Genomic DNA, 18973 nt, shown 5'->3' with positions numbered 1-18973 from the left:
AGGAGGAGGGGCATGACCCTCATGGAATCAGCACGTGCCACGGCTGTCCGGCCGGAGCTCAAGGACGAGCACGCCCAGAAGTTCGTGCTGACCCTGTCCTGCCGGGAGCAGGCCGGAATCGTGCAGGCAGTGACCACGTTCCTTTTCGAGCGCGGCTTCAACATCGACGAGCACCAGCAGTTCGACGACAGCCTGCGCGAGACGCTGCACCTGCGCACCGCGTTCTCCGGATCCCCCAGCTACACCCCCGCCATGCTCGAAGAAGAGTTCGGCGGCATCGCGCAGCGGTTCGACATGAAGTTCAGCTTCCACGACCAGACCCAGCAGCGTGTCCTCGTCATGGTCTCCAAGTTCGGCCACTGCCTCAACGACCTCATCTTCCGCTGGCGCGGCGGCAGCCTGGGCGGTGAGCTGGTCCTGGTCGTTTCCAACCACGAGACCCACCGCGCCATGGCCGAGGCTGCGGGCCTGCCGTTCATCCACGTCCCGGTCACCCCGGACACCAAGGCTGACGCCGAACGCCGCCTCTTGGAGCTCGTGGATGAATACGACGTCGATCTGGTTGTCCTTGCGCGATACATGCAGGTGCTCTCAAACGATCTCTGCCGTTCCCTGGAGGGCCGTGCGATCAACATCCACCACTCCTTCCTCCCCGGCTTCAAGGGTGCCAAGCCCTACCACCAGGCCCACGCATGCGGCGTGAAGCTCATCGGCGCCACCGCTCACTACGTGACCGCCGACCTGGACGAGGGCCCGATCATCGAGCAGGAAGTCATCCGGGTGGACCACAGCTACGGCCCCTCCGCCCTGTCCACCGTCGGGCAGGACGCCGAGGCACTCGCCCTGTCCCGCGCCGTCCGCTGGCACTGCCAGCACCGCGTCCTGCTGGACGAGACCAGCACCGTGGTGTTCCGATAGCCGGCACCGCCGGCACAGACATTGATTCGTAGAGCAGCAGGAGAACCTTATGGGCTCGACGCCCCGCATTGTCATCATCGGAGCCGGCATCGTCGGCACCAACCTCGCGGACGAACTCGTCACGAAGGGGTGGAACAACATCACGGTCCTGGACCAAGGCCCCCTCAACATGCCGGGGGGTTCCACGTCCCACGCCCCCGGCCTGGTCTTCCAGACGAACCCCTCCAAGTCCATGGCACTGTTCGCCAAGTACACCGTGGAGAAGCTGCTGTCCCTCACCGAGGACGGCGTCAGCTGCTTCAACCAGGTGGGAGGGCTGGAAGTCGCCACCACCGAAACGCGCCTCGCGGACCTGAAGCGCAAGCTTGGCTACGCCTCCTCGTGGGGCATTGAGGGCTCGATCCTCTCCCCCGCTGAATGCAAGGAGCTCTACCCCCTTATCAATGAGGACGAGATCCTCGGCGGCCTCCACGTTCCCAGCGACGGCCTGGCCAGCGCCGCCCGCGCTGTCCAACTGCTGATCAAGCGCACCGAGGCGGCCGGCGTAAAGTACATCGGCAACACCGAAGTGACCGGCATCGAGCAGTCCGGCCGCCGCGTCACCGGTGTCCAGACGCCCGACGGCGTGATCCCGGCTGACATCGTCGTCTCCTGCGCCGGCTTCTGGGGTGCAAAGGTCGGCGAGCTGATCGGCATGTCCGTGCCGCTGCTGCCCCTGGCCCACCAGTACGTCAAGACCACCCCGGTCCCTGCACAGGAGGGCAAGAACGAGCTGCCCAACGGGGCGCGACTGCCGATCCTCCGCCATCAGGACCAGGACCTCTACTACCGCGAACACGGCGACCGCTACGGCATCGGCTCCTACGCCCACAAGCCCATGCCAGTGGACCTGGACGAGCTCGGCAGCTTCGAGCCGACCGAGATCAGCGAACACAACATGCCCTCCCGCTTGGATTTCACCCTCGAGGACTTCCTCCCGGCTTGGGAGGCCACCAAGCAGATCCTGCCCGCCCTGCGCGAGAGCGAGATCGAGGACGGCTTCAACGGCATCTTCTCCTTCACCCCCGACGGCGGCTCCCTCGTTGGCGAATCCAAGGAACTGGATGGCTTCTTCGTCGCCGAAGCCGTCTGGGTCACCCACTCGGCCGGCATCGCCCGCGCCGTGGCCGAACTCCTCGTGGACGGCAAGTCCTCCATCGATCTGGGCGACTGCGACATCCACCGCTTCGAGGATGTCCAGCTGACCCCGGACTACGTCAGCGAAACCTCGCAGCAGAACTTCGTGGAAATCTACGACGTCCTGCACCCGCTGCAGCCCAAGCTCTCCCCCCGCAACCTTCGTGTGTCCCCCTTCCACGCCCGGCACAGGGAACTGGGCGGGCACTTCCTCGAAGGCGCAGGCTGGGAACGTCCCTACTGGTTCGAGGCGAACGCTGACCTGCTCAAGGAGATGCCCGCCGAATGGCAGCCGCCGGCACGCGATTCCTGGTCCGGCATGTTCAGCTCGCCGATTGCCGCGGCCGAGGCTTGGAAGACGCGTACCGCCGTCGCCATGTATGACATGACACCGCTCAAGCGCCTGGAAATCTCCGGACCCGGCGCACTGAAGCTGCTGCAGGAGCTGACCACCGCGGACTTGAACAAGAAGCCCGGAGCCGTCACCTACACGCTCCTGCTGGACCACGCCGGCGGCATCCGCAGCGACATCACCGTGGCCCGGCTCAGCGAGGACACGTTCCAGCTCGGCGCCAACGGCAACATCGACACCGCCTACTTCGAGCGGGCAGCCCGCCACCAGACCGAAAGCGGCAGCGCCGGGGACTGGGTCCAGGTGCGCGATACCACCGGGGGCACCTGCTGCATCGGCCTCTGGGGCCCGCTCGCGCGCGAGGTGGTCGGCGCGGTCAGCAGCGACGACTTCTCCAACGACGGCCTGAAGTACTTCCGGTCCAAGAAGGTTGTCATCGGCGGCATCCCGGTCACGGCCATGCGCCTGTCCTACGTTGGTGAACTGGGCTGGGAGCTGTACACCAGCGCCGACAACGGCCAGCGCCTCTGGGATGCGCTGTGGAAGGCCGGCCAGCCCTTCGGCATCATCGCCGCAGGCCGGGCCGCTTTCAGCTCGCTCCGCCTGGAGAAGGGCTACCGTTCCTGGGGCTCCGACATGACCACCGAGCACGACCCCTTCGAGGCCGGCCTCGGCTTCGCGGTGAAGATGGCCAAGGACAACTTCGTGGGCAAGGCAGCTCTGGAGGGCCGCACCGAGGAGAACTCCGCGCGGCGCCTGCGCTGCCTCACGGTCGACGACGGCCGCAGCCTCGTGCTGGGCAAGGAACCGGTGTTCTACAAGGACCAGGCGGTGGGTTATGTCACCAGCGCCGCCTACGGCTACTCCGTCCGCAAGCCCATTGCCTACTCCTACCTGCCCGCCGAAGTCTCAGTTGGCGATTCGGTGGAGATCGAGTACTTCGGCCGCCGCATCGTAGCCACCGTGACCCAGGATCCGCTGTACGACCCCACCATGTCCCGCCTGCGCGGCTGAGCATGACGGAACAGCGCCTGAACAGGGCGGTGCCGTCCGGCGCCGGGTCGGTCGGCACCGAGACCATCGGCAGCTACCTCGCACGGCTCGCCTCCCGGCAACCCACGCCGGGAGGCGGGGCGGCGGCCGCACTCCATGCCGCGCAGGGGGCGGCCCTGGTGGCCCGCTACACCACGGGCACAAGTGCGACGACCATGCAGCCCGGGTAGCGTCAATCGTCCCCTAGGGCTCAGCGTTCGCAGCGGGCGTCCCGTTTTCCGTGAAAGGTGCTTCGATGGGCCTAAGACCTGGGGAGGCACTCCTCATCGAAGCACCGCTTTCGGAGAACGGGGCGCCGCAGCCGGCACGGTGGTCGGGCGATCCCTTGTCTCGTAAGGGTGGTCTCCCCATCCCAACGGGAGGGCACTTCGGCATGCCCCGGAGCAAGAAGCAAGAACGCCTACATACTCTGTCTTTCACCAGCCACGCCCTTGACATCGAGTGTGAGCTAGCGCACGATTTGTTGCACAGGGCGAACGTTGTTGATCATCACGGAACGAAGCTGGCCCGGATGCGACCCCCCGGGGACCCACCCGTGATGCGCCTGGAAACAGACAAACGAATTCATGATGGCCGATCAGAGGGGAGTCCTGTCTCGCGCATCGGCCGCGAAACGTTGTCACCGTCCATGCGGCAGCGCTGATCACTAAAGGAAACTGTTTATGACTATCAAAGGTGGCAGCACCATCGATCAAAGCAGTGCGGTGTGCCGGAACCTGGGGACGACGCCGAAGTCATCCCCCGAGTTCTGCCCGGCCATATCGGCTGGCATCGAGTCAGCCCGGCCCGTCCACCGATCGCTCAGGGCTGCTGCGGCTGTCCATGCGTCCATGAAACGGCGCTCGGGTGCCGACAGCGGTTTGCGCTGAAGCCAGAAGGGAACGAATCTCCGTGATTAATTCGATCAAGCCGACGGCCTCCGCCGACACCTCCATATCAAGAGAGACCAGCTCCAAGTTCAAACGCCGCTTCATGGTGCGGCTTGTCGCTGTCTTCATCGGCGGGATGTTCCTCGACGGTTACATCCTCGGAATCATCGGCCCCGTCACCGGACCCATGCGGTCAGATCTCCGGCTCGACGCACTGTCTCTGGGCATGATCGCCGCAGGCCCGCTGGCTGGTATCTTCGTCGGCTCCCCGCTGGCCGGCTGGGCTACTGACAAGTTCGGACGCAAGCCCATGTTCCTCGTGGACATGGGCCTGTTCCTGGTCGCCTCGGCGGCTCAGTTCTTCGTGACCTCCGGAGACGGGGCGGTGATCCAGCTCGCCATCATCCGGTTCTTCATGGGCGTCGCGATCGGCGGCGAGTACTCAATCGGCGGCCCACTGCTGTCAGAGTTCTCGCCTCCGAAGCTCCGCGGGCGACTGCTCGGGCTGACTCTGATCGCTTGGTACGTCGGTTTCATGATGGCTTTCATCATCGGCACGCTCCTGCACGACGCCGGCACCCCATGGCGCCTCGTGATCGGCACGAGCACGATACTCGCATTCGTCCTGTTCCTCGCCCGCCTCGGCCTCCCCGAATCGCCGAGTTGGCTCATCACGAAGGGACGGCGTGAGGAAGCACTCGCGATCGCACGCCGATACGTCGAATCGCCCCAGATGCACCACAGCATCACCGAAGAGATCGATCTGAGAAAGATCCAGGAGGCCCAGGCCGCGCAGAGCAGGACCAAAATCAAGGGCGCCTCCGTCGGAATGCTGTTCTCGAGGCAGTACTGGCGCACCACCCTCTTCACCTCAGGCTTCTGGTTCTGCGCGGTCACCCCGTACTTCGCGATCGCGACCTTCGCCGACGACGTGCTCAACCATTTCGGCTTCGGCGGCGGCTGGGCCGGCGGAGTGGGCCTGTCTGCACTTGCGACCGCGGGCGTTGTCACCACCGTGCTTCTGATTGACAAGCTCGGCCGCCGAATCCTCACCGTGCCCGGGCAGTGGCTCTGCGCAGGAATCCTGCTGATCATCGGAGTCTGGACGGACGCACCGGCGATCCTCGTGCTCGTCCTGTTTCTCGCCTTCTCCTACTTCAACGCCGGCTACACCACGCTGACCCAGGTCTATCCGGCCGAGGTATTCCCCGGCCACCTGCGCGGCATCGGCATGGGCTTCGCCGCAGCCTTCAGCCGCATCGGAGCCGCACTCGGCACGTTCGCCCTGCCATGGGCGATCAGCAACATCGGCATGGGCCCAAGCATGGTCATAGCCGCCGCCGTCGCATTGCTCGGCGCAATCCTCTCGCAGTGGCTCGCGCCTGAAACGAAGGGTCGCACCCTCGCCGAGATCTCAGCAGACGTCTCCCACTGACACCGGGACTGCACGGTCACTTCGAGTCTCAGCTGAGTCCGTCGGCCGGCCGGTTAACCGAGCCCCAACATGAAGGAGGCCTTCGCCGCCACAGCGGCGAAGGCCTCCTTCATGCGTCCAGCACGCGTGAGCCGGATGCTGCCCGCACTCGGTCATGTCTGGCCATGTCCGAGGCCTTCCTTCATCGTCTCGGCCGTCGTGTTCTTCTCGTCGGGACGGGAAGGTTCTGGGACCCGCCCGACCGGCCCCAAAACCCCTGGCCCTGCGAGCGTGGTGGGATGGCGTTGGCGGGAAGCGTAGCCCCGCACACTGCCCCACTGGCCCTGCCCCACTGGCCGCCGTCCGCCCGTAGGCTGTGGCCATGAGGATCGCCGTCGTCGGGGCCACGGGCGTTGCCGGCGCCCACGTAGTAGCACGCCTGCGCCACAAGGGCCTCGAGCCTGTCGAGATCTCGCGCTCGAACGGCGTCGACCTCGTCACCGGCGAGGGACTCCCGGACGCCCTCGACGGCGTCGACGTCGTCATCGACGCCTCGAGCCCCACGTCCCAGGATCCGAGGGTGAGCCGGTTCGACGCCGTCGTGCGCGCGGCCCGCCACCTCGCGCACGCCGCCGTCGAGGCGGGCGCGCGCCGGCTCGTGGTGCTGTCCATCGCGAACATCGAGAAGGCGGAGTTCGACGCGTTCGAGTACTACGTGGCCAAGCGCGACCAGGAGGACGCCGCGAGGGACAGCGGGCTCGAGGTCAGCATCGTCCGCTCGGCGCAGTGGTTCGAGTTCGCCGAGAGCTCGAGCGCCGTGGTGTACGCCGAGGACCGCGTGACGGCGCAGGACTGGCTCATCCAGCCGGTCGCCGTCGGCAACGTCGCCGAGGTGCTCGTCCGGGAGTCGCTGCGCCGCACCGCGCGCGATGCCACCATCGCGGGGCCCGAGGCCATCCGCCTGCCGGAGCTCGTGCGGCGCCTCCTGGCCCAACGCCACGACCCGCGGCCCGTCGACGCCGTCGCGCCCCCGCTCGGGGCGTTCGCGGACGGCGCCCTCCTCGCCGGGCCGGACACCGAGATCCTCGGGCCCGACGTCGCCGGCTGGCTCGCCGGCCGGGGGTAACCACTCGCACGCAGCCAAGAGCGCACCTCCGCCTCTGGCCCGCCGGCGCCGCCGCTGGTAGGCATGGGCCATGACGCGCTCCCCCACGCTGGATGCGATGCAGCCGCCGTTCAAAGCGGTCATCTTCGACCTGGACGGAGTCGTCACGGACACGGCCGCGGTGCACGAGAAGGCGTGGCGGGACCTGTTCGACGCGGCGCTGCGCGACCCGCGCATGCCCCCGGGCGCGGACACGTCCCCGTTCCGGCGCAGCGACTACCTCGAGCACGTGGACGGCAGGCCCCGCGAGGAGGGCGTGGCGGCGTTCCTCGCCTCGCGCGGGATCGAGCTGCCGCGCGGGACCGCGGCGGACGGGCCGGATGCCTGGACCGTCGCCGGTCTGGGGGCGCGCAAGAATGAGCTCTTCGCACGGCATCTGGCCGAGTCTGGCGTCGCGGTCTTCCCCGAGACCGTGGACCTCCTCACCCGGCTCCGCGCCGGGCACGTCCCGGCGGTCCTCGCCACGGCGAGCCGCAACGCGCAGCGGGTCCTCGCCACGGCGCACCTCGAGGACGCGTTCGCCGCGGTGCTCGACGGCGCCGAGGCCGCGGCGCTGGGGCTGCCCGGGAAGCCGGAGCCGGACCTGTTCCTCGAGGCCACGCGACGCGTCGGGGTGGACCCGTCCGAGGCGGTGGTCATCGAGGACTCCGAGGCCGGTGTGGCGGCAGCGCACCGGGGCGGGTTCGGCCTCGTGGTCGGCGTCGACCGCGCGGAGCGGCGCGCCGCGCTCGAGGAGGCGGGGGCCGACGTCGTGCTCCGCGACGTCGGCGAGCTGGACCTGGGCCTGGTGCTCGCCGACCCGCTGACCCTCGTCTACGAGGGGTACGACGCCGGCCACGAGGGCCACCGCGAGGCCCTCACCGTGCTCGGCAACGGGTACGTCGGCGTGCGCGGGGCCGCACCCGAGAGCAGCCGCGGCGGCGCCGGGTACCCGGGCACCTACCTGAGCGGTGTCTACAACCGCGTGGTCAACCAGGTCCAGGGCCAGGACACCGAGGACGAGCACATGGTCAACGCGCCCAACTGGCTGCACCTGGACCTGCGCGTCGGCAGCGGGCCGTGGTGGTCCGAGGGCGGCCTGGCGCTGCGCCGCGAGCGCCGCACGCTGGACCTCGCCGCCGCGGTGCTGGTCCGCGAGGCGGACCTGGCGGACGACGCCGGGCGCCTCCTCCGCGTCCGGCAGCGCCGCTTCGTCTCGATGGCGCAGCCGCAGCTCATGGCCCTCGAGACCACGGTGACCGCGCTGGGGTGGAGCGGCCGCGCGACGGTGCGCAGCGGCGTCGATCTCGATGTCGCCAATGAGAATGTCCTTGAGGACGCCCTCCTCGCGCGGCGGCACCTGCGCGACGTGACCCCCGCGGACGACGGCGAGGGGCCGCCCGGGGCGGGGATCCTCGCCGAGGCGGAGACGCTCCAGAGCGGGATCCGGATCGCCATCGCGCTGAGGCACGAGGTCGACGGGCGGGAGCCCGACGCCCCGGTGCGCGGGCAGGTGGGCGGCCTGCACTATGCCCAGTTCGTCCTCGCCCTGGCGGACGGCGTCGCGGTGGCCGTGGCCAAGACCGCGGCCGTGACGACGTCCCGCGACCGGGCGGCGTCGTCCGCGCGGACGGAGGCGGCCGCCGTCCTGCGCCGTGCCAGCGGCGGATTCGACGAGCTCCTGGCCGAGCACTCGGCCGTCTGGGAGCGGATCCTGGCGCTCTTCACCGTCCGGATCGACGCCTCGCCCCACGTCCAGCTCGTGGTCAACCTCCACGTCTTCCACGTCCTGCAGGCCCTCGCGCCGTCCGTGACCGAGCTCGACGTCGGCGTCCCCGCGCGCGGACTGCACGGCGAGGGGTACCGGGGGCACGTCTTTTGGGACGAGCTGTTCGTGCTGCCGCTCATCACCTCGCGGATCCCCGCCGTCGCCCGGTCCCTCCTCGCCTACCGGTGGCGGCGGCTCCCCGCGGCCCGCGAGGCCGCGGCGGCGCAGGGGCTCGCGGGCGCGCTGTTCCCCTGGCAGAGCGGGAGCGACGGGAGGGAGGAGACACCGCGGTGGATCTTCAACCGCCGGTCCGGGCACTGGATCCCGGACGTGTCACGGCTGCAGCGGCACGTGGGCCTCGCGGTCGCGTTCAGCGCGTGGCAGTACTTCGAGGCGACGCAGGACAGGTTCTGGCTCCTGCGCCACGGCGCCGAGCTCATGGTCGAGGTGGCGCGGCTGTTCGCGTCCATGGCCGAGTACGACGCCGCCGAGGACCGCTTCCACCTCCGCGGCGTCATGGGGCCGGACGAGTACCACACGGGCTACCCGGACCGGCAGGAGCCCGGGCTGGACGACAACGCCTACACCAACGTGATGGCGGCGTGGACATGCCTGCGCGCGTACCGGGTCCTGGGCCTCGTGCGGGGCCACGACAGGGAGGACCTCATGGCACGCCTCGGCCTCCGCGAGGAGGAGGTCCAGCGCTGGGAGCACCTCAGCCGGCGAATGGCCGTGCCGTTCCACGACGGCCTGATCAGCCAGTTCGCCGGCTATGCGGACCTCGAGGAGCTGGACTGGGACGCCTACCGGGAGAAGTACCACAACATCGGCCGCCTCGACCTGATCCTCGAGGCCGAGGGAGACACCACCAACCGGTACCGGCTCGCGAAGCAGGCGGACACGCTCATGCTCCTGTACCTCCTGGGCCAGGAGGAGCTGCTCGCCCTCCTCAACCGGCTCGGGTACGGGTTCACGCCGCGGCAGCTGGACGAGACGGTGGACTACTACCTCGCCCGGACGGCGCACGGCTCGACGCTGAGCCGGGTGGCGCATGCCTCGGTGCTCGCTGGGGTGGACCCGGAGCGCGCCTGGGAGACCTTCCGCGAGGTCCTCGACGCCGACCTCGACGACACCCAGGGCGGCACGACCCGCACCGGCGTCCACCTGGGGGCGATGGCGGGCTCGATCGACGTCGTGCAGCGCAGCTTCGCAGGGCTGCGCCTTACCGGCGACGCCCTCGTGTTCGCCCCCCGCCTGCCGCGGGAGGTCCGGTCCGTGGCGTTCCGGGTGCGGTACCGGGACCAGCTGCTCGACGTGAGCCTCGACCACCGCGCGCTCGAGGTCGCCGCCGCCCCCGGCGACGCCGCGCCCGTGCGCGTCCGCGTGGTCGGTGTCGACGGCGGCGGCGAGGTCCCGCTTGCGCCCGGGGAGACGCGGAGGTTCGAGCTCGGGCACAAGTAATTCTGTCCTGCAGAAAACTGAACCTATTTCTCACCAAGACTATGAGCAGCACGTCCCTCCTAGTTCTGCAAAGCAGAATATATTTGGCAGCTGGGTGACTCCTGTCACTACCCTCGTTTAAGGCCATCCCGACGGCCCTTCAACGACGAGGAGCACCCATGCAGTTCTACCTAGACGGATACCGCCCCGGCGACCCGGAGGACTTCCCGGCAGCGCCGGGCATCGAGCCCCGTTCGGGCAGCGGCGAGCTTCCCGCCGAGGTGGACGTGCTCGTCGTCGGCACGGGCCCCGCGGGTGTCGTCCTCGCGGCCCAGCTCGCGGAGTTCCCGGGCATCACGACCCGCGTCGTCGAGCGCCGCACCGGCCCCCTCGAGATCGGCCAGGCCGACGGCGTCGCCTGCCGCACCGTGGAGATGTTCAACGCGTTCGGCCTCGCCGAGAAGCTCATGCGCGAGGGGTACTGGGTCAACGAGACCACCTTCTGGGGCCCCGGCGAGGGCGAGGGCATCGCCCGCACGGGCCAGGTCCAGGACGTCGCAGAGGGCCTGTCCGAGTACCCGCACGTGATCGTCAACCAGGCGCGCATGCAGGAGTACCTGCTCGAGCGCATGCGCACCTCCTCCAGCCGCCTCGAGCCGGAGTACGGCCTCGAGGTCACCGATGTCCAGGTCCTCCCCGACGGCGGCGACCACCCCGTCAAGGTCACGCTCCAGCGCGAAGGCGGGGACACCGCCGTCGTGCGCGCCAAGTACGTGGTGGGGTGCGACGGCGCCCGGTCGGCGGTGCGGAAGTCGCTCGGGATCGAGCTGCGCGGCGACGCGCGGAACCACGCGTGGGGCGTCATGGACGTGCTCGCCGTGACCGACTTCCCCGACATCCGGAAGAAGTCCGTCATCCAGTCCCCCTCGGGCGGCAACATCCTCATCATCCCGCGTGAGGGCGGTTACCTCGTGCGCTTCTACGTGGACCTCGGCGACCTCGAGCCGGGCGACCGGGATGCCCGCAAGCGGTTCACCCGGGAGTCGATCGTCGAGGCGGCGCAGAAGGTCCTGCACCCGTACACCCTCGAGGTCAAGGACACGGCGTGGTGGAGCGTCTACGAGGTGGGCCAGCGCATCGCGGACCGGTTCGACGACGTCCTCCCCGAGGAGCGCGGCACCCGCACCCCGCGGGTCTTCATCGCCGGCGACGCCTGCCACACCCACAGCGCCAAGGCGGGCCAGGGCATGAACGTCTCCATGCAGGACGGCTTCAACCTCGGCTGGAAGCTCGCCGCCGTGCTCGAGGGCCGCAGCCCCGAGTCCCTCCTGGACACCTACTCCGGCGAGCGCCGCCAGATCGCCCAGGACCTCATCGACTTCGACCTGCGCTTCTCCACCATGATGGCCGCCAAGCCGAAGGACCCCGCCCACCCCGAGGCCGGCGGCGTGGACCTCGAGGAGAAGCAGAAGATCTTCACCGAGGCCGGGCGGTTCACCGCCGGCTTCGCCACCGAGTACACGCCCGCGCTGCTCACCGGCGGCGCCGAGCACCAGGCCCTTGCCACCGGCTTCCCGATCGGCCAGCGCTTCTACTCGGCACCGGTGGTCCGCCTCGCGGACGCGAAGCCCGAGGGCCTCGGCCACGTCGCCGAGGCGGACGGGCGGTGGCGGATCTATGCCTTCGCCGGCGCCGAGGACCCCCACTCGCCCGAGTCGGGCATCGCCAAGTTCTGCCGGTTCCTCGGCGAGTCCGAGGACTCCCCCGTGCGGCGGTTCACCCCCGAGGGCGCCGACCCGGACGCCGTGTTCGACGTCCGGGCCGTGTTCCAGCAGGCGCACCGGGAGCTCGCGCTCGAGAAGCTGCCGGCGTTCCTCCTGCCGCGCAAGGGCCCGTTCGGTCTCGTGGACTACGAGAAGATGTTCGCCGCGGACCACAAGGGCGGCGCGGACATCTTCGACGCGCGGGGCATCGACCGGAACCGCGGCGCCGTCGTGGTGGTGCGGCCGGACCAGTACGTCGCCCACGTCCTCCCGCTCGACGCGCACGCCGAGCTAACGGACTTCTTCGCCCGCTTCATGGCCCCCACCGCCCAGCTGGCGCAGGTCAGCTGACGCGGCGCCACCCCTAGCCGCCCGTGCCCGGCAGCGCGTCGTCGGGCACGGCGGCCGCGGCAAGGGCGCGGAAGATGTCCTGAGCCCGGTTGGGGGCGTTGCCGGAGGAGTCGAAGGCCTCGCGGCCATATGTTGCAGTGACGGCGATGGCAACCTTCTTCGACGGCAGCGCCCCCTCCACCGCGGAGAAGCCCGCGAACGAGGGGTTCTGCAGGAGCCAGTTCCCGGACGTCACCACGCCCAGGCCGTAGGCATACCGCTCGGTCTGCGGCATGCAGGTGGGGCATCCCTCCACTGCGGACCCGGAGCCCCGGAGGCCGGTGCTGACCTGGAGCCGATGGGACTCCTGCGAGAGGAGCCTCCCCGAGCCGATCGCGTCCGCCGTCGTGGTCATGTCGGTGATCGTCGTATACTGCATGGCGCCCCGGGCGAGCCCCCAGGAGGGGTTCCAGAAGGTGGAGTCCTCGAGGAACGGCGTCGAGGCCGCCAGCCCCAGATGCTCGCGGCGCTCCGCGGTGTACGCGTGGAGGACCGGTTCCGGAATCGCCGGGGTGCCCGGGTCGCGCGTGTCGGCCAGACCCAGCGGCCCGAGCACCTTCTCCTCGAGCAGCGCGTCCAGCGGTTTCCCGGCGATCTTCTCCAGCGCCAGGCCCAGCAGGACGTAGTTCGTGTGCGCGTAGCTCCAGTTGGTGCCCGGCTCGTAGGAGAGCGGCTTGGCCGTGGCGAACCCGGCGAGTTCCTCCGGGGTCCAGGTGCGGAACGGGTCGTCGTAGAGCGCGGCGAGGAAGGCCTCGTCGCGGACGTAGTCGGTGTAGCCCGAGGTCATCTGCGCGAGCTGGCCGAGGGTGATCCGATCCGCATTGGGCACGGCGGGCAGCCAGGTGGCGAGCTTGTCCTCGAGCCGGACCTTCTTCTCGTCTACGAGCTGCAGCAGCGCCGTGGAGATGTAGGAGATGGCCACCGCCCCGTTGCGGAAGCGCATGTCCGCCGTCGCGGCCACCCCGGGCATCGACTCCCCGAAGGCTTCGGTGATCACGGGCCGGCCATCAACGGTCACCCGCACGATGACCGCCCTGAGGCGGTCCTTGGCCATCGCCTCCCGGACGATTGAGCGCGCCTTCCCCGCGAGCTCGGGATCCGCGGACGACGGCGCCGCGGCGACTCGGGCGGCGGCGTCACCGCCCGCTGCGGGTTGGGGAGTGCAAGCGCTCAGTGCAAGGGCCGCTCCCGCGAGCGCGGCGGCGATGGTGCGGGCGCGGCCCGTGCGGGCGCGGGGGGCAGGGGTTCTCAGGGGCAGGGCGGTCATGGCGGCCTCTCGGGACGGCGGGGTCGTCAGCAGGGGCGCCCCCTTTGCCCAGCCCGCCGGAAGGTGCCCGCAGGCGCAACGCTACCCCGCGGCGTCGACGTTCCGGCGCCGCCCCGCCAGGTACCCGAAGGTCACGGCGCCGACCCCGATCGCGAGGAACGCCCAGCCGGCGAGCGCGAACTGGCCGGTCGCATTGTGGATCTGGGCCACGATGAGCGTCCCGACCGACCCCACACCGTAGCCGACCCCCTGCATCATCCCGGAGAGGTGGACGGCGGTGTGCGTGTTGCGGGTGCGGAGCATGATCATGGTCAGCGCGACGGCGGTGAGGGCGCCCTGCCCGAGCCCGAGGAGCCCGATCCACACCCACACGAACTCCAGCGGCCCGAGGACGCTGAGCGCGAATCCGAGGGACGTCATGAGCGCGACCGTGACGTTGATGCCGCGCTGGTCCCACATGCGGGCGGCGAGGGTGGGCGCGAAGAGGGAGCCGAGCATCTGGAGCAGGATCGAGACGGAGACCATCGCCCCGGCGGTGGCGCCGTCGATCCCCCGCTCGCGAAGGATCGGGGCGAGCCACGCGAAGACGCTGAACGAGGTCATCGCCTGGAAGAGCATGAAGAGGGTCACGTGCCAGGCCACCCGCGAGCGCCACACGTTCGTGCCCCCGTGGTCCGCGCCGGCCCGGGCGTGCGGGGCGCGCACCGCGACGGGGGCGAACAGGAGCACGACGGCGGCGGCCGGCGCAGCCCAGAACAGGAGCGCGGCGTTCCACTCGCCGGTGGCCTGGAAGACGGGATAGGTGAACCCGGCGCCGAGGGCCGCGGAGGCGCAGATCGCCGTCGTGTACAGGCCTCCCATGAGGCCGAGCCGGTGGGCGAAGTCCTGCTTGACCTCGCTGGGGAGGATGACGTTGCACAGCGCGATCGCCGCCCCGCACAGCGCGGTGCCGACGATCAGGCCCGGCAGGTGGCCAGCGCTCCCCCACTCGGTGGGCCGCACGAGGAGGCCGCCGGTGAGCACCACCATGGCCCCGAGCAGCACCCGCTTGGAGCCGAACCGCCGCGACAGCACCGGCGCGAGCGGTGCGAAGAGCCCCAGGAGTGTCACGGGCGCCGTCGTCAGCAGCGCGACGGCCCATTCGGGCACCGTGCCGCTCGCGCGGATCTCGGTGAGGACGGCGGAGAAGCTCGAGAAGGCGGTGCGCAGGTTCAGCCCGATCAGCACGAGGCACAGGCCGAGGAACACGAGCCTGCCCCGGCTCTGGCCGGCCGGCGGACGGAGCCCGGGAACCCTGCCCGTCCCCGGGTGGGACGGGCCTTCGAGACGCGTGTTTCCGCTCATGCGTGCGGTGTCACCTCGGCCGCGCCGATCACTTCTGCCATATGGACGAGCCTACCGGCCGGTACCCGGCGGCCGGCTTCCCGGCTGGGCTCACCCCGCCTGATCGGGCTGTTGACTCGCCCACACCGGCGGGCCGTAAATAGCTGCAGGATGCTGCCAAGGGGGCCGCAGGGCCGGGATTCCCGAGGGGGCGACATGTCCGAGGCAGGTTCAGTGCGCCGCCTGCTGACCGTGCTCGACGGTCCGCACGCCGGACAGAAGTTCTATCTGCCCGACGGCGAGACCGTCCTCGGCCGGAGCGCCGAAGCGTACATCGTGCTGGACGACGAGAGCATCAGCCGCCGCCACGCAGCCGTGACGGTCTCCGCCAACGGCAGGGTCCGTCTCGATGACCTCGGCTCCCGCAACGGCACATGGCTGAACGACGAACGGGTGGCCGCCTCCCAGGAGCTTCTGGACGGGGATGAGGTGGGCCTGGGCGAGGTGCGCCTGTCGTTCCACGCTCCCCCCTCTGCCGTCCGGCGGCCGCCACCGCGCAGCCGCAAGCTGTGGAGGGGCGCGCTGCTCGCGGGGGCCGCCGAGGTCGTGGTCCTGCTGGGGAATGTGGCCGCGAACGCCCTCGCTGGCTGGACCGGGACGGTGGGCTGGCTGGCGGCGCCGGTCGTCGGTGTCCTCGTGGCGATGGTCAACGACGTCCTCAAGAAGTCCGAACCGGAGGAGAAGCCGGAGCGGCAGCCGGGACGCGGGCAGCCGTCCCGGGCGCGCGCTCCGGAGGCGGCATCCGGGAGGCCGAGGGGGGCGGCCAGCCTCGTCCTGGTCCTCGCGGTCCTCGCCGTGGTGGGCCTTGCGCTGGCGTTCGGCGTCCGGTACGTGTCCGGCCTCGTGACCGGGAACGAGCCCGGGATCGAGCGCCTCGAGGCGCAGCAGGGGATCGAGCGGAGCGGGGTGACGCTGACGGTGCTGAGCGTCCTGGAGACGGACCACTTCACCCAGGTGCGCGCGTCCGTCCAGAACTCCCTGGAATTCACCGTCACGCTGCCCGTGTACAAGAACGCCGTGCTCACTCCCGACGGCGGGGAAAGCCTCGAGGCGGATCCGTTCAGGAGTTCGTGGACGGACAGCATCCCGCCCGGAGCCGAGCGCCAGGGCCGAATCACCTTCCCGGGCCACCTGCCCGGCGCCCGGACCGCGGCCACGCTGAGCTTCTCGACGGTGTTCGGCCAGGGCTTCGGCGGCCCCGCCTCCCTCACCACTCCGCCCTTCGTGCTGAAGGACCTCGCCTCGGCCAAGGCCACGGCCGCGGGCGCACAGCTTCCCCTCACTCGGGGTGTGCCACAATCCGGTGGGTCAGAACCGGCCAGTGGTTGAACAGGAGACACGATGACGGACGTTCCCAGGACGATGGCGGGGCTCTGCGTGCACGGGAACGGGCCGTCGCCCGAGACCTGGCTGCCAGCCTCCATGCGCACGGCGCTGAACGCCGTCGCAGATCTGGGCGGCGACCGTCCGGTGGAGCTCGTCGTCCAAGGGCCGGGCGTCGCACTGCTCACCGCCGGCAAAGGGGCGGAGGGGCCCGCCGCGCAGCTGGACGAACTCCTCGGTGCCGGAATCGCCGTCCTGGCCTGCGCGAACAGCCTCCGATCCGCAGGCGTGGACGAGTCGGACCTGCGTCCCGGCGTGCGCGTGGTGCCCGCGGCCGTGGGACACCTCGCGCGGCGTCAGTGGGACGGGTGGGCCTACGTGCGCGTCTGAGTGGGGAGCCGCGGGTCCTGGTGCCTCTCGGCGAGGACGCGGAACCAGTCAGCCGGCGTGGCCTACCGGATCCGATAGGGCAGGTGGATGAAGTGCGGGACAGGCAGGGCCACCGCAGGAGCCATCAGAGTGGGCGGGGTGGGCGCCGCCGGCAGCATCGGAGGTCTCCCGGCTGCCGCCGCCAGACTGGTAGGAAACGCCGGCTGCCATGCAAGAGCGCCGGGCGAGGACGTCTCACTCTGAATCCTCCCGAGGAGGGCCGCTGAGAGCAGACCGAGGGCGCAGACCAGAGCAGCCGCCATAGCAGCCTGGCGGTTCCCCCGGGCAGAGGCCGAGGCGTCCGCGGCCTGCCGGTCCGCACCGGACGCCCGATGCATCGGATGACCATGCGGGACGAAGACCGTTATCGGGGCGCGGCGGGTCCGCGGCCCGACTGCCAGATGAGCACGCATGCAAACCACCCCTGACGAAAGGCTCCCCAGCACGCCGTGTAGCACCAAGCGTCCACTCAGGAAGCACCAAGGTCAAGGCCGGATTGACTACGGCCGTGGGCGGGAAGGGCTCTTGCGTGAGGAACGCACCAGACTACCGAGCGGCGCTGTCGCGCCTGTGCCCCCTGTCCGACCCCGAGACCGGGACCCTCGTGGGGTTCGATGGCCGCTTCTGGCCTGTCGAGGTGCCCGTAGCGCTCACTGCGCTGAGCCTGCTGCCGCCGCGGGCCCTTGGCTCCATCACCGCCGAGTTCCCCCGAGCCTCCCGACCCGCCCGGCATCACATCGCGGATGCCGCTGAGACCCTCGCGGACACCGCCGGGGAGTGGCTCGAGCGCCGGTGCGCGGCGCCGGACGCGGGGGGAGCGAACCTCCGATCGGTGTGCCAGCCCTTGGCAGCCGAGGTCTCCAACGCCGTCGCCTACCGCGAGATCCTGGACGCCGTGTGCGGGGGCGACGACGATGAGGGACTGCGTGAGGCGGTCCTTCCCGCAGCACTGACGGCGTTCGAGACAGGGAAGCGGCCGGACCTCGACGAGATCGGCGACGACGCAGCCGTCTCCCCCGCCGCATTGCCGCGCACTGACTACTTCAGCGTGGACAGCGCACTGCGCGAGCGCGCCGGCGCCTTCCTCATGGCCTTCGCCCTCGCGCCCGAGTGCGACGATCCGGCCACACCCCTCGCCGCCCGCACCACTGAGCAGGACCCGTTCACGGCGTTCGCCCTCGCGCACCTGCACCAGCCGCAGCGGTACGCGGACGCCGTCCGCGAGCACCGCACACTGGACCCGAAGGTGCTAGGCCCCGCCATTGCGGCCCGCACGCCGGCGCCCGAGCCGCTGCCCTGGGGCGCCTGACCGCCCGGCCTCGGGAAGACCGCGCACGACGCCGTTGTCCCCCTCGGGCGCCCGGCGTACCGTGAAAGCCATCGGGGATCGAACAACAGAATCGACGCGGGATCATGCTGGGGCAACCCCACGCCGGGCCTCCAGAGCAGGAGTCCTCATCATGCCCACCATCGAAGAATCCGTCGTCATCGACGCCCCGCAGGAGGAGATCTACGACTACCTCCTCGACCCGAAGCACCTTCCCGAGTTCAGCGGCAGCATCATCAATGCCGAGCTTGAAGGTCCGGGCCCCGCCCAGGTCGGCTCGCGGTTCAGGGGGACCACGAAGGTCCTCGGACGCGCCATCGACTGGGTGGCCGAAGTCACCGAGCACGAGCGTCCCAGGAGACAGTCCATCCGCTCGGTCGAGAGCAAGGTCGATTTCACCGGGACCTACACGCTGGAGCCCGAGGGCGCCGGGACCCGCGTCACGTACCGTCTCGAGACCTCCCAGGGCCTCGGCGGCGTGTTCGGGAGCCTCGCCGACGCGCTCGTGAACAAGACGTATGCGCGGCAGGTGCGGGCCGACCTCGCGACCCTCGCCGAGATTTTCACCGAGCACCGAGCGAGCTCGACGGGCTGAGCACGGCGACCCACCACGCACGACGCCGGGCCCGTACCTTCTCGGTGCGGGCCCGGCGTTCGCTGTGCGAGGGTCAGTCGGCCAGCGTGGGCCGAGGCGGCGGCGGGAGCCGGTGCCGCGGCGTCGTGCGCCTGCTGCAGTCGCGCACATGCACCGCCATGAGGCTCGAGGTTTTCGGCCGTGTTCTTCACCAGAATCGCCCGGAGGATCGGGGCGAGCTCAGAGATGCGTTCGACCTGAGTTGGCTCACGCTGTAGCGGTTCGGAGAACCTACTGCCCTCTGATCTGGGGCGATGCTGGCCGAGGGACGCTGTTTCACGCACTAAGCAGGGTGTCCTAGTGTCGCGTTGTGGCGTTCATCA

The 18973-nt window shown here is 70.1% G+C and carries 13 protein-coding genes; 11 read left to right on the top strand and 2 right to left on the bottom strand.

The window, feature by feature from the left end; all coding sequences use genetic code 11:
* Positions 1-12: 12 nt before the first annotated feature.
* The 7 genes from purU (at position 13) to ACQ5BE_RS17625 (ending at position 12248) form a co-directional block, all read left to right on the top strand.
* Positions 13-918 (top strand): formyltetrahydrofolate deformylase, encoded by a 906-nt coding sequence (gene purU, locus ACQ5BE_RS17655; RefSeq protein ID WP_430298279.1) that lies wholly within the window; start codon positions 13-15, stop codon positions 916-918.
* Between the two features lie 49 nt (positions 919-967).
* Complete coding sequence (locus ACQ5BE_RS17650) at positions 968-3460, top strand: GcvT family protein (protein WP_430298278.1); 2493 nt, start codon at positions 968-970, stop codon at positions 3458-3460.
* Positions 3461-3462: 2 nt separating this feature from the next.
* Complete coding sequence (locus tag ACQ5BE_RS17645; protein WP_430298277.1) at positions 3463-3669, top strand: cyclodeaminase/cyclohydrolase family protein; 207 nt, start codon at positions 3463-3465, stop codon at positions 3667-3669.
* A 676-nt stretch (positions 3670-4345) separates the two neighbouring features.
* Positions 4346-5803, top strand: a complete 1458-nt coding sequence (locus ACQ5BE_RS17640; RefSeq protein ID WP_430298276.1) for an MFS transporter — start codon at positions 4346-4348, stop codon at positions 5801-5803.
* A gap of 361 nt (positions 5804-6164) precedes the next feature.
* Positions 6165-6908, top strand: a complete 744-nt coding sequence (locus ACQ5BE_RS17635; protein WP_430298275.1) for an SDR family oxidoreductase — start codon at positions 6165-6167, stop codon at positions 6906-6908.
* Positions 6909-6978: 70 nt separating this feature from the next.
* Positions 6979-10155, top strand: coding sequence for a beta-phosphoglucomutase family hydrolase (locus ACQ5BE_RS17630; RefSeq protein ID WP_430298274.1), 3177 nt, complete (start codon positions 6979-6981; stop codon positions 10153-10155).
* A gap of 158 nt (positions 10156-10313) precedes the next feature.
* Positions 10314-12248, top strand: coding sequence for an FAD-binding monooxygenase (locus tag ACQ5BE_RS17625; RefSeq protein ID WP_430298273.1), 1935 nt, complete (start codon positions 10314-10316; stop codon positions 12246-12248).
* A gap of 13 nt (positions 12249-12261) precedes the next feature.
* Here the strand turns inward: ACQ5BE_RS17625 and ACQ5BE_RS17620 are convergent, their stop codons facing one another.
* Positions 12262-13554, bottom strand: coding sequence for a serine hydrolase domain-containing protein (locus tag ACQ5BE_RS17620; protein WP_430298271.1), 1293 nt, complete (start codon positions 13552-13554; stop codon positions 12262-12264).
* 81 nt (positions 13555-13635) lie between these two features.
* The gene (locus tag ACQ5BE_RS17615) at positions 13636-14898 is read right to left on the bottom strand and encodes a CynX/NimT family MFS transporter (RefSeq protein ID WP_430298270.1); all 1263 of its coding nucleotides are present in this window, start codon (positions 14896-14898) and stop codon (positions 13636-13638) included.
* Positions 14899-15093: 195 nt separating this feature from the next.
* Between ACQ5BE_RS17615 and ACQ5BE_RS17610 the strand changes: the two genes are divergently transcribed.
* The 4 genes from ACQ5BE_RS17610 to ACQ5BE_RS17595 all read left to right on the top strand — a co-directional run bounded on the left by ACQ5BE_RS17610 (position 15094) and on the right by ACQ5BE_RS17595 (position 18611).
* Complete coding sequence (locus ACQ5BE_RS17610) at positions 15094-16266, top strand: FHA domain-containing protein (RefSeq protein ID WP_430298269.1); 1173 nt, start codon at positions 15094-15096, stop codon at positions 16264-16266.
* Positions 16267-16278: 12 nt separating this feature from the next.
* Positions 16279-16650 carry a DsrE family protein gene (locus ACQ5BE_RS17605; RefSeq protein ID WP_430298268.1) on the top strand — a complete coding sequence of 124 codons (372 nt, stop codon included), beginning with the start codon at positions 16279-16281 and terminating at the stop codon, positions 16648-16650.
* A 568-nt stretch (positions 16651-17218) separates the two neighbouring features.
* A complete protein-coding gene (locus ACQ5BE_RS17600; protein WP_430298267.1) occupies positions 17219-17998 on the top strand; it encodes a hypothetical protein in 780 nt (259 codons plus the stop codon).
* A 151-nt stretch (positions 17999-18149) separates the two neighbouring features.
* Entirely contained in the window at positions 18150-18611 is a 462-nt protein-coding gene (locus ACQ5BE_RS17595; RefSeq protein ID WP_430298266.1) for an SRPBCC family protein, read from the top strand.
* Positions 18612-18973 lie beyond the last annotated feature (362 nt).

Origin of the sequence: Sinomonas sp. B1-1, from assembly GCF_050474465.1 — a bacterium.
In the GTDB taxonomy this organism is placed as follows: Bacteria; Actinomycetota; Actinomycetes; order Actinomycetales; family Micrococcaceae; genus Sinomonas; species Sinomonas flava.
The sequence above is the reverse complement of the archived record's forward strand: the minus strand, read 5'-3'. Positions and strand labels throughout refer to the sequence as shown.

Bases quoted from the DNA above. Each gene is read 5' to 3' on its own strand.
- ACQ5BE_RS17615 (WP_430298270.1), bottom strand. From the start codon at position 14,898: ATGAGCGGAAACACGCGTCTCGAAGGCCCGTCCCACCCGGGGACGGGC.
- purU (WP_430298279.1), top strand. From the start codon at position 13: ATGACCCTCATGGAATCAGCACGTGCCACGGCTGTCCGGCCGGAGCTC.
- ACQ5BE_RS17620 (WP_430298271.1), bottom strand. From the start codon at position 13,554: ATGACCGCCCTGCCCCTGAGAACCCCTGCCCCCCGCGCCCGCACGGGC.
- ACQ5BE_RS17650 (WP_430298278.1), top strand. From the start codon at position 968: ATGGGCTCGACGCCCCGCATTGTCATCATCGGAGCCGGCATCGTCGGC.
- ACQ5BE_RS17610 (WP_430298269.1), top strand. From the start codon at position 15,094: ATGTCCGAGGCAGGTTCAGTGCGCCGCCTGCTGACCGTGCTCGACGGT.
- ACQ5BE_RS17595 (WP_430298266.1), top strand. From the start codon at position 18,150: ATGCCCACCATCGAAGAATCCGTCGTCATCGACGCCCCGCAGGAGGAG.
- ACQ5BE_RS17625 (WP_430298273.1), top strand. From the start codon at position 10,314: ATGCAGTTCTACCTAGACGGATACCGCCCCGGCGACCCGGAGGACTTC.
- ACQ5BE_RS17605 (WP_430298268.1), top strand. From the start codon at position 16,279: ATGACGGACGTTCCCAGGACGATGGCGGGGCTCTGCGTGCACGGGAAC.
- ACQ5BE_RS17645 (WP_430298277.1), top strand. From the start codon at position 3,463: ATGACGGAACAGCGCCTGAACAGGGCGGTGCCGTCCGGCGCCGGGTCG.
- ACQ5BE_RS17630 (WP_430298274.1), top strand. From the start codon at position 6,979: ATGACGCGCTCCCCCACGCTGGATGCGATGCAGCCGCCGTTCAAAGCG.
- ACQ5BE_RS17635 (WP_430298275.1), top strand. From the start codon at position 6,165: ATGAGGATCGCCGTCGTCGGGGCCACGGGCGTTGCCGGCGCCCACGTA.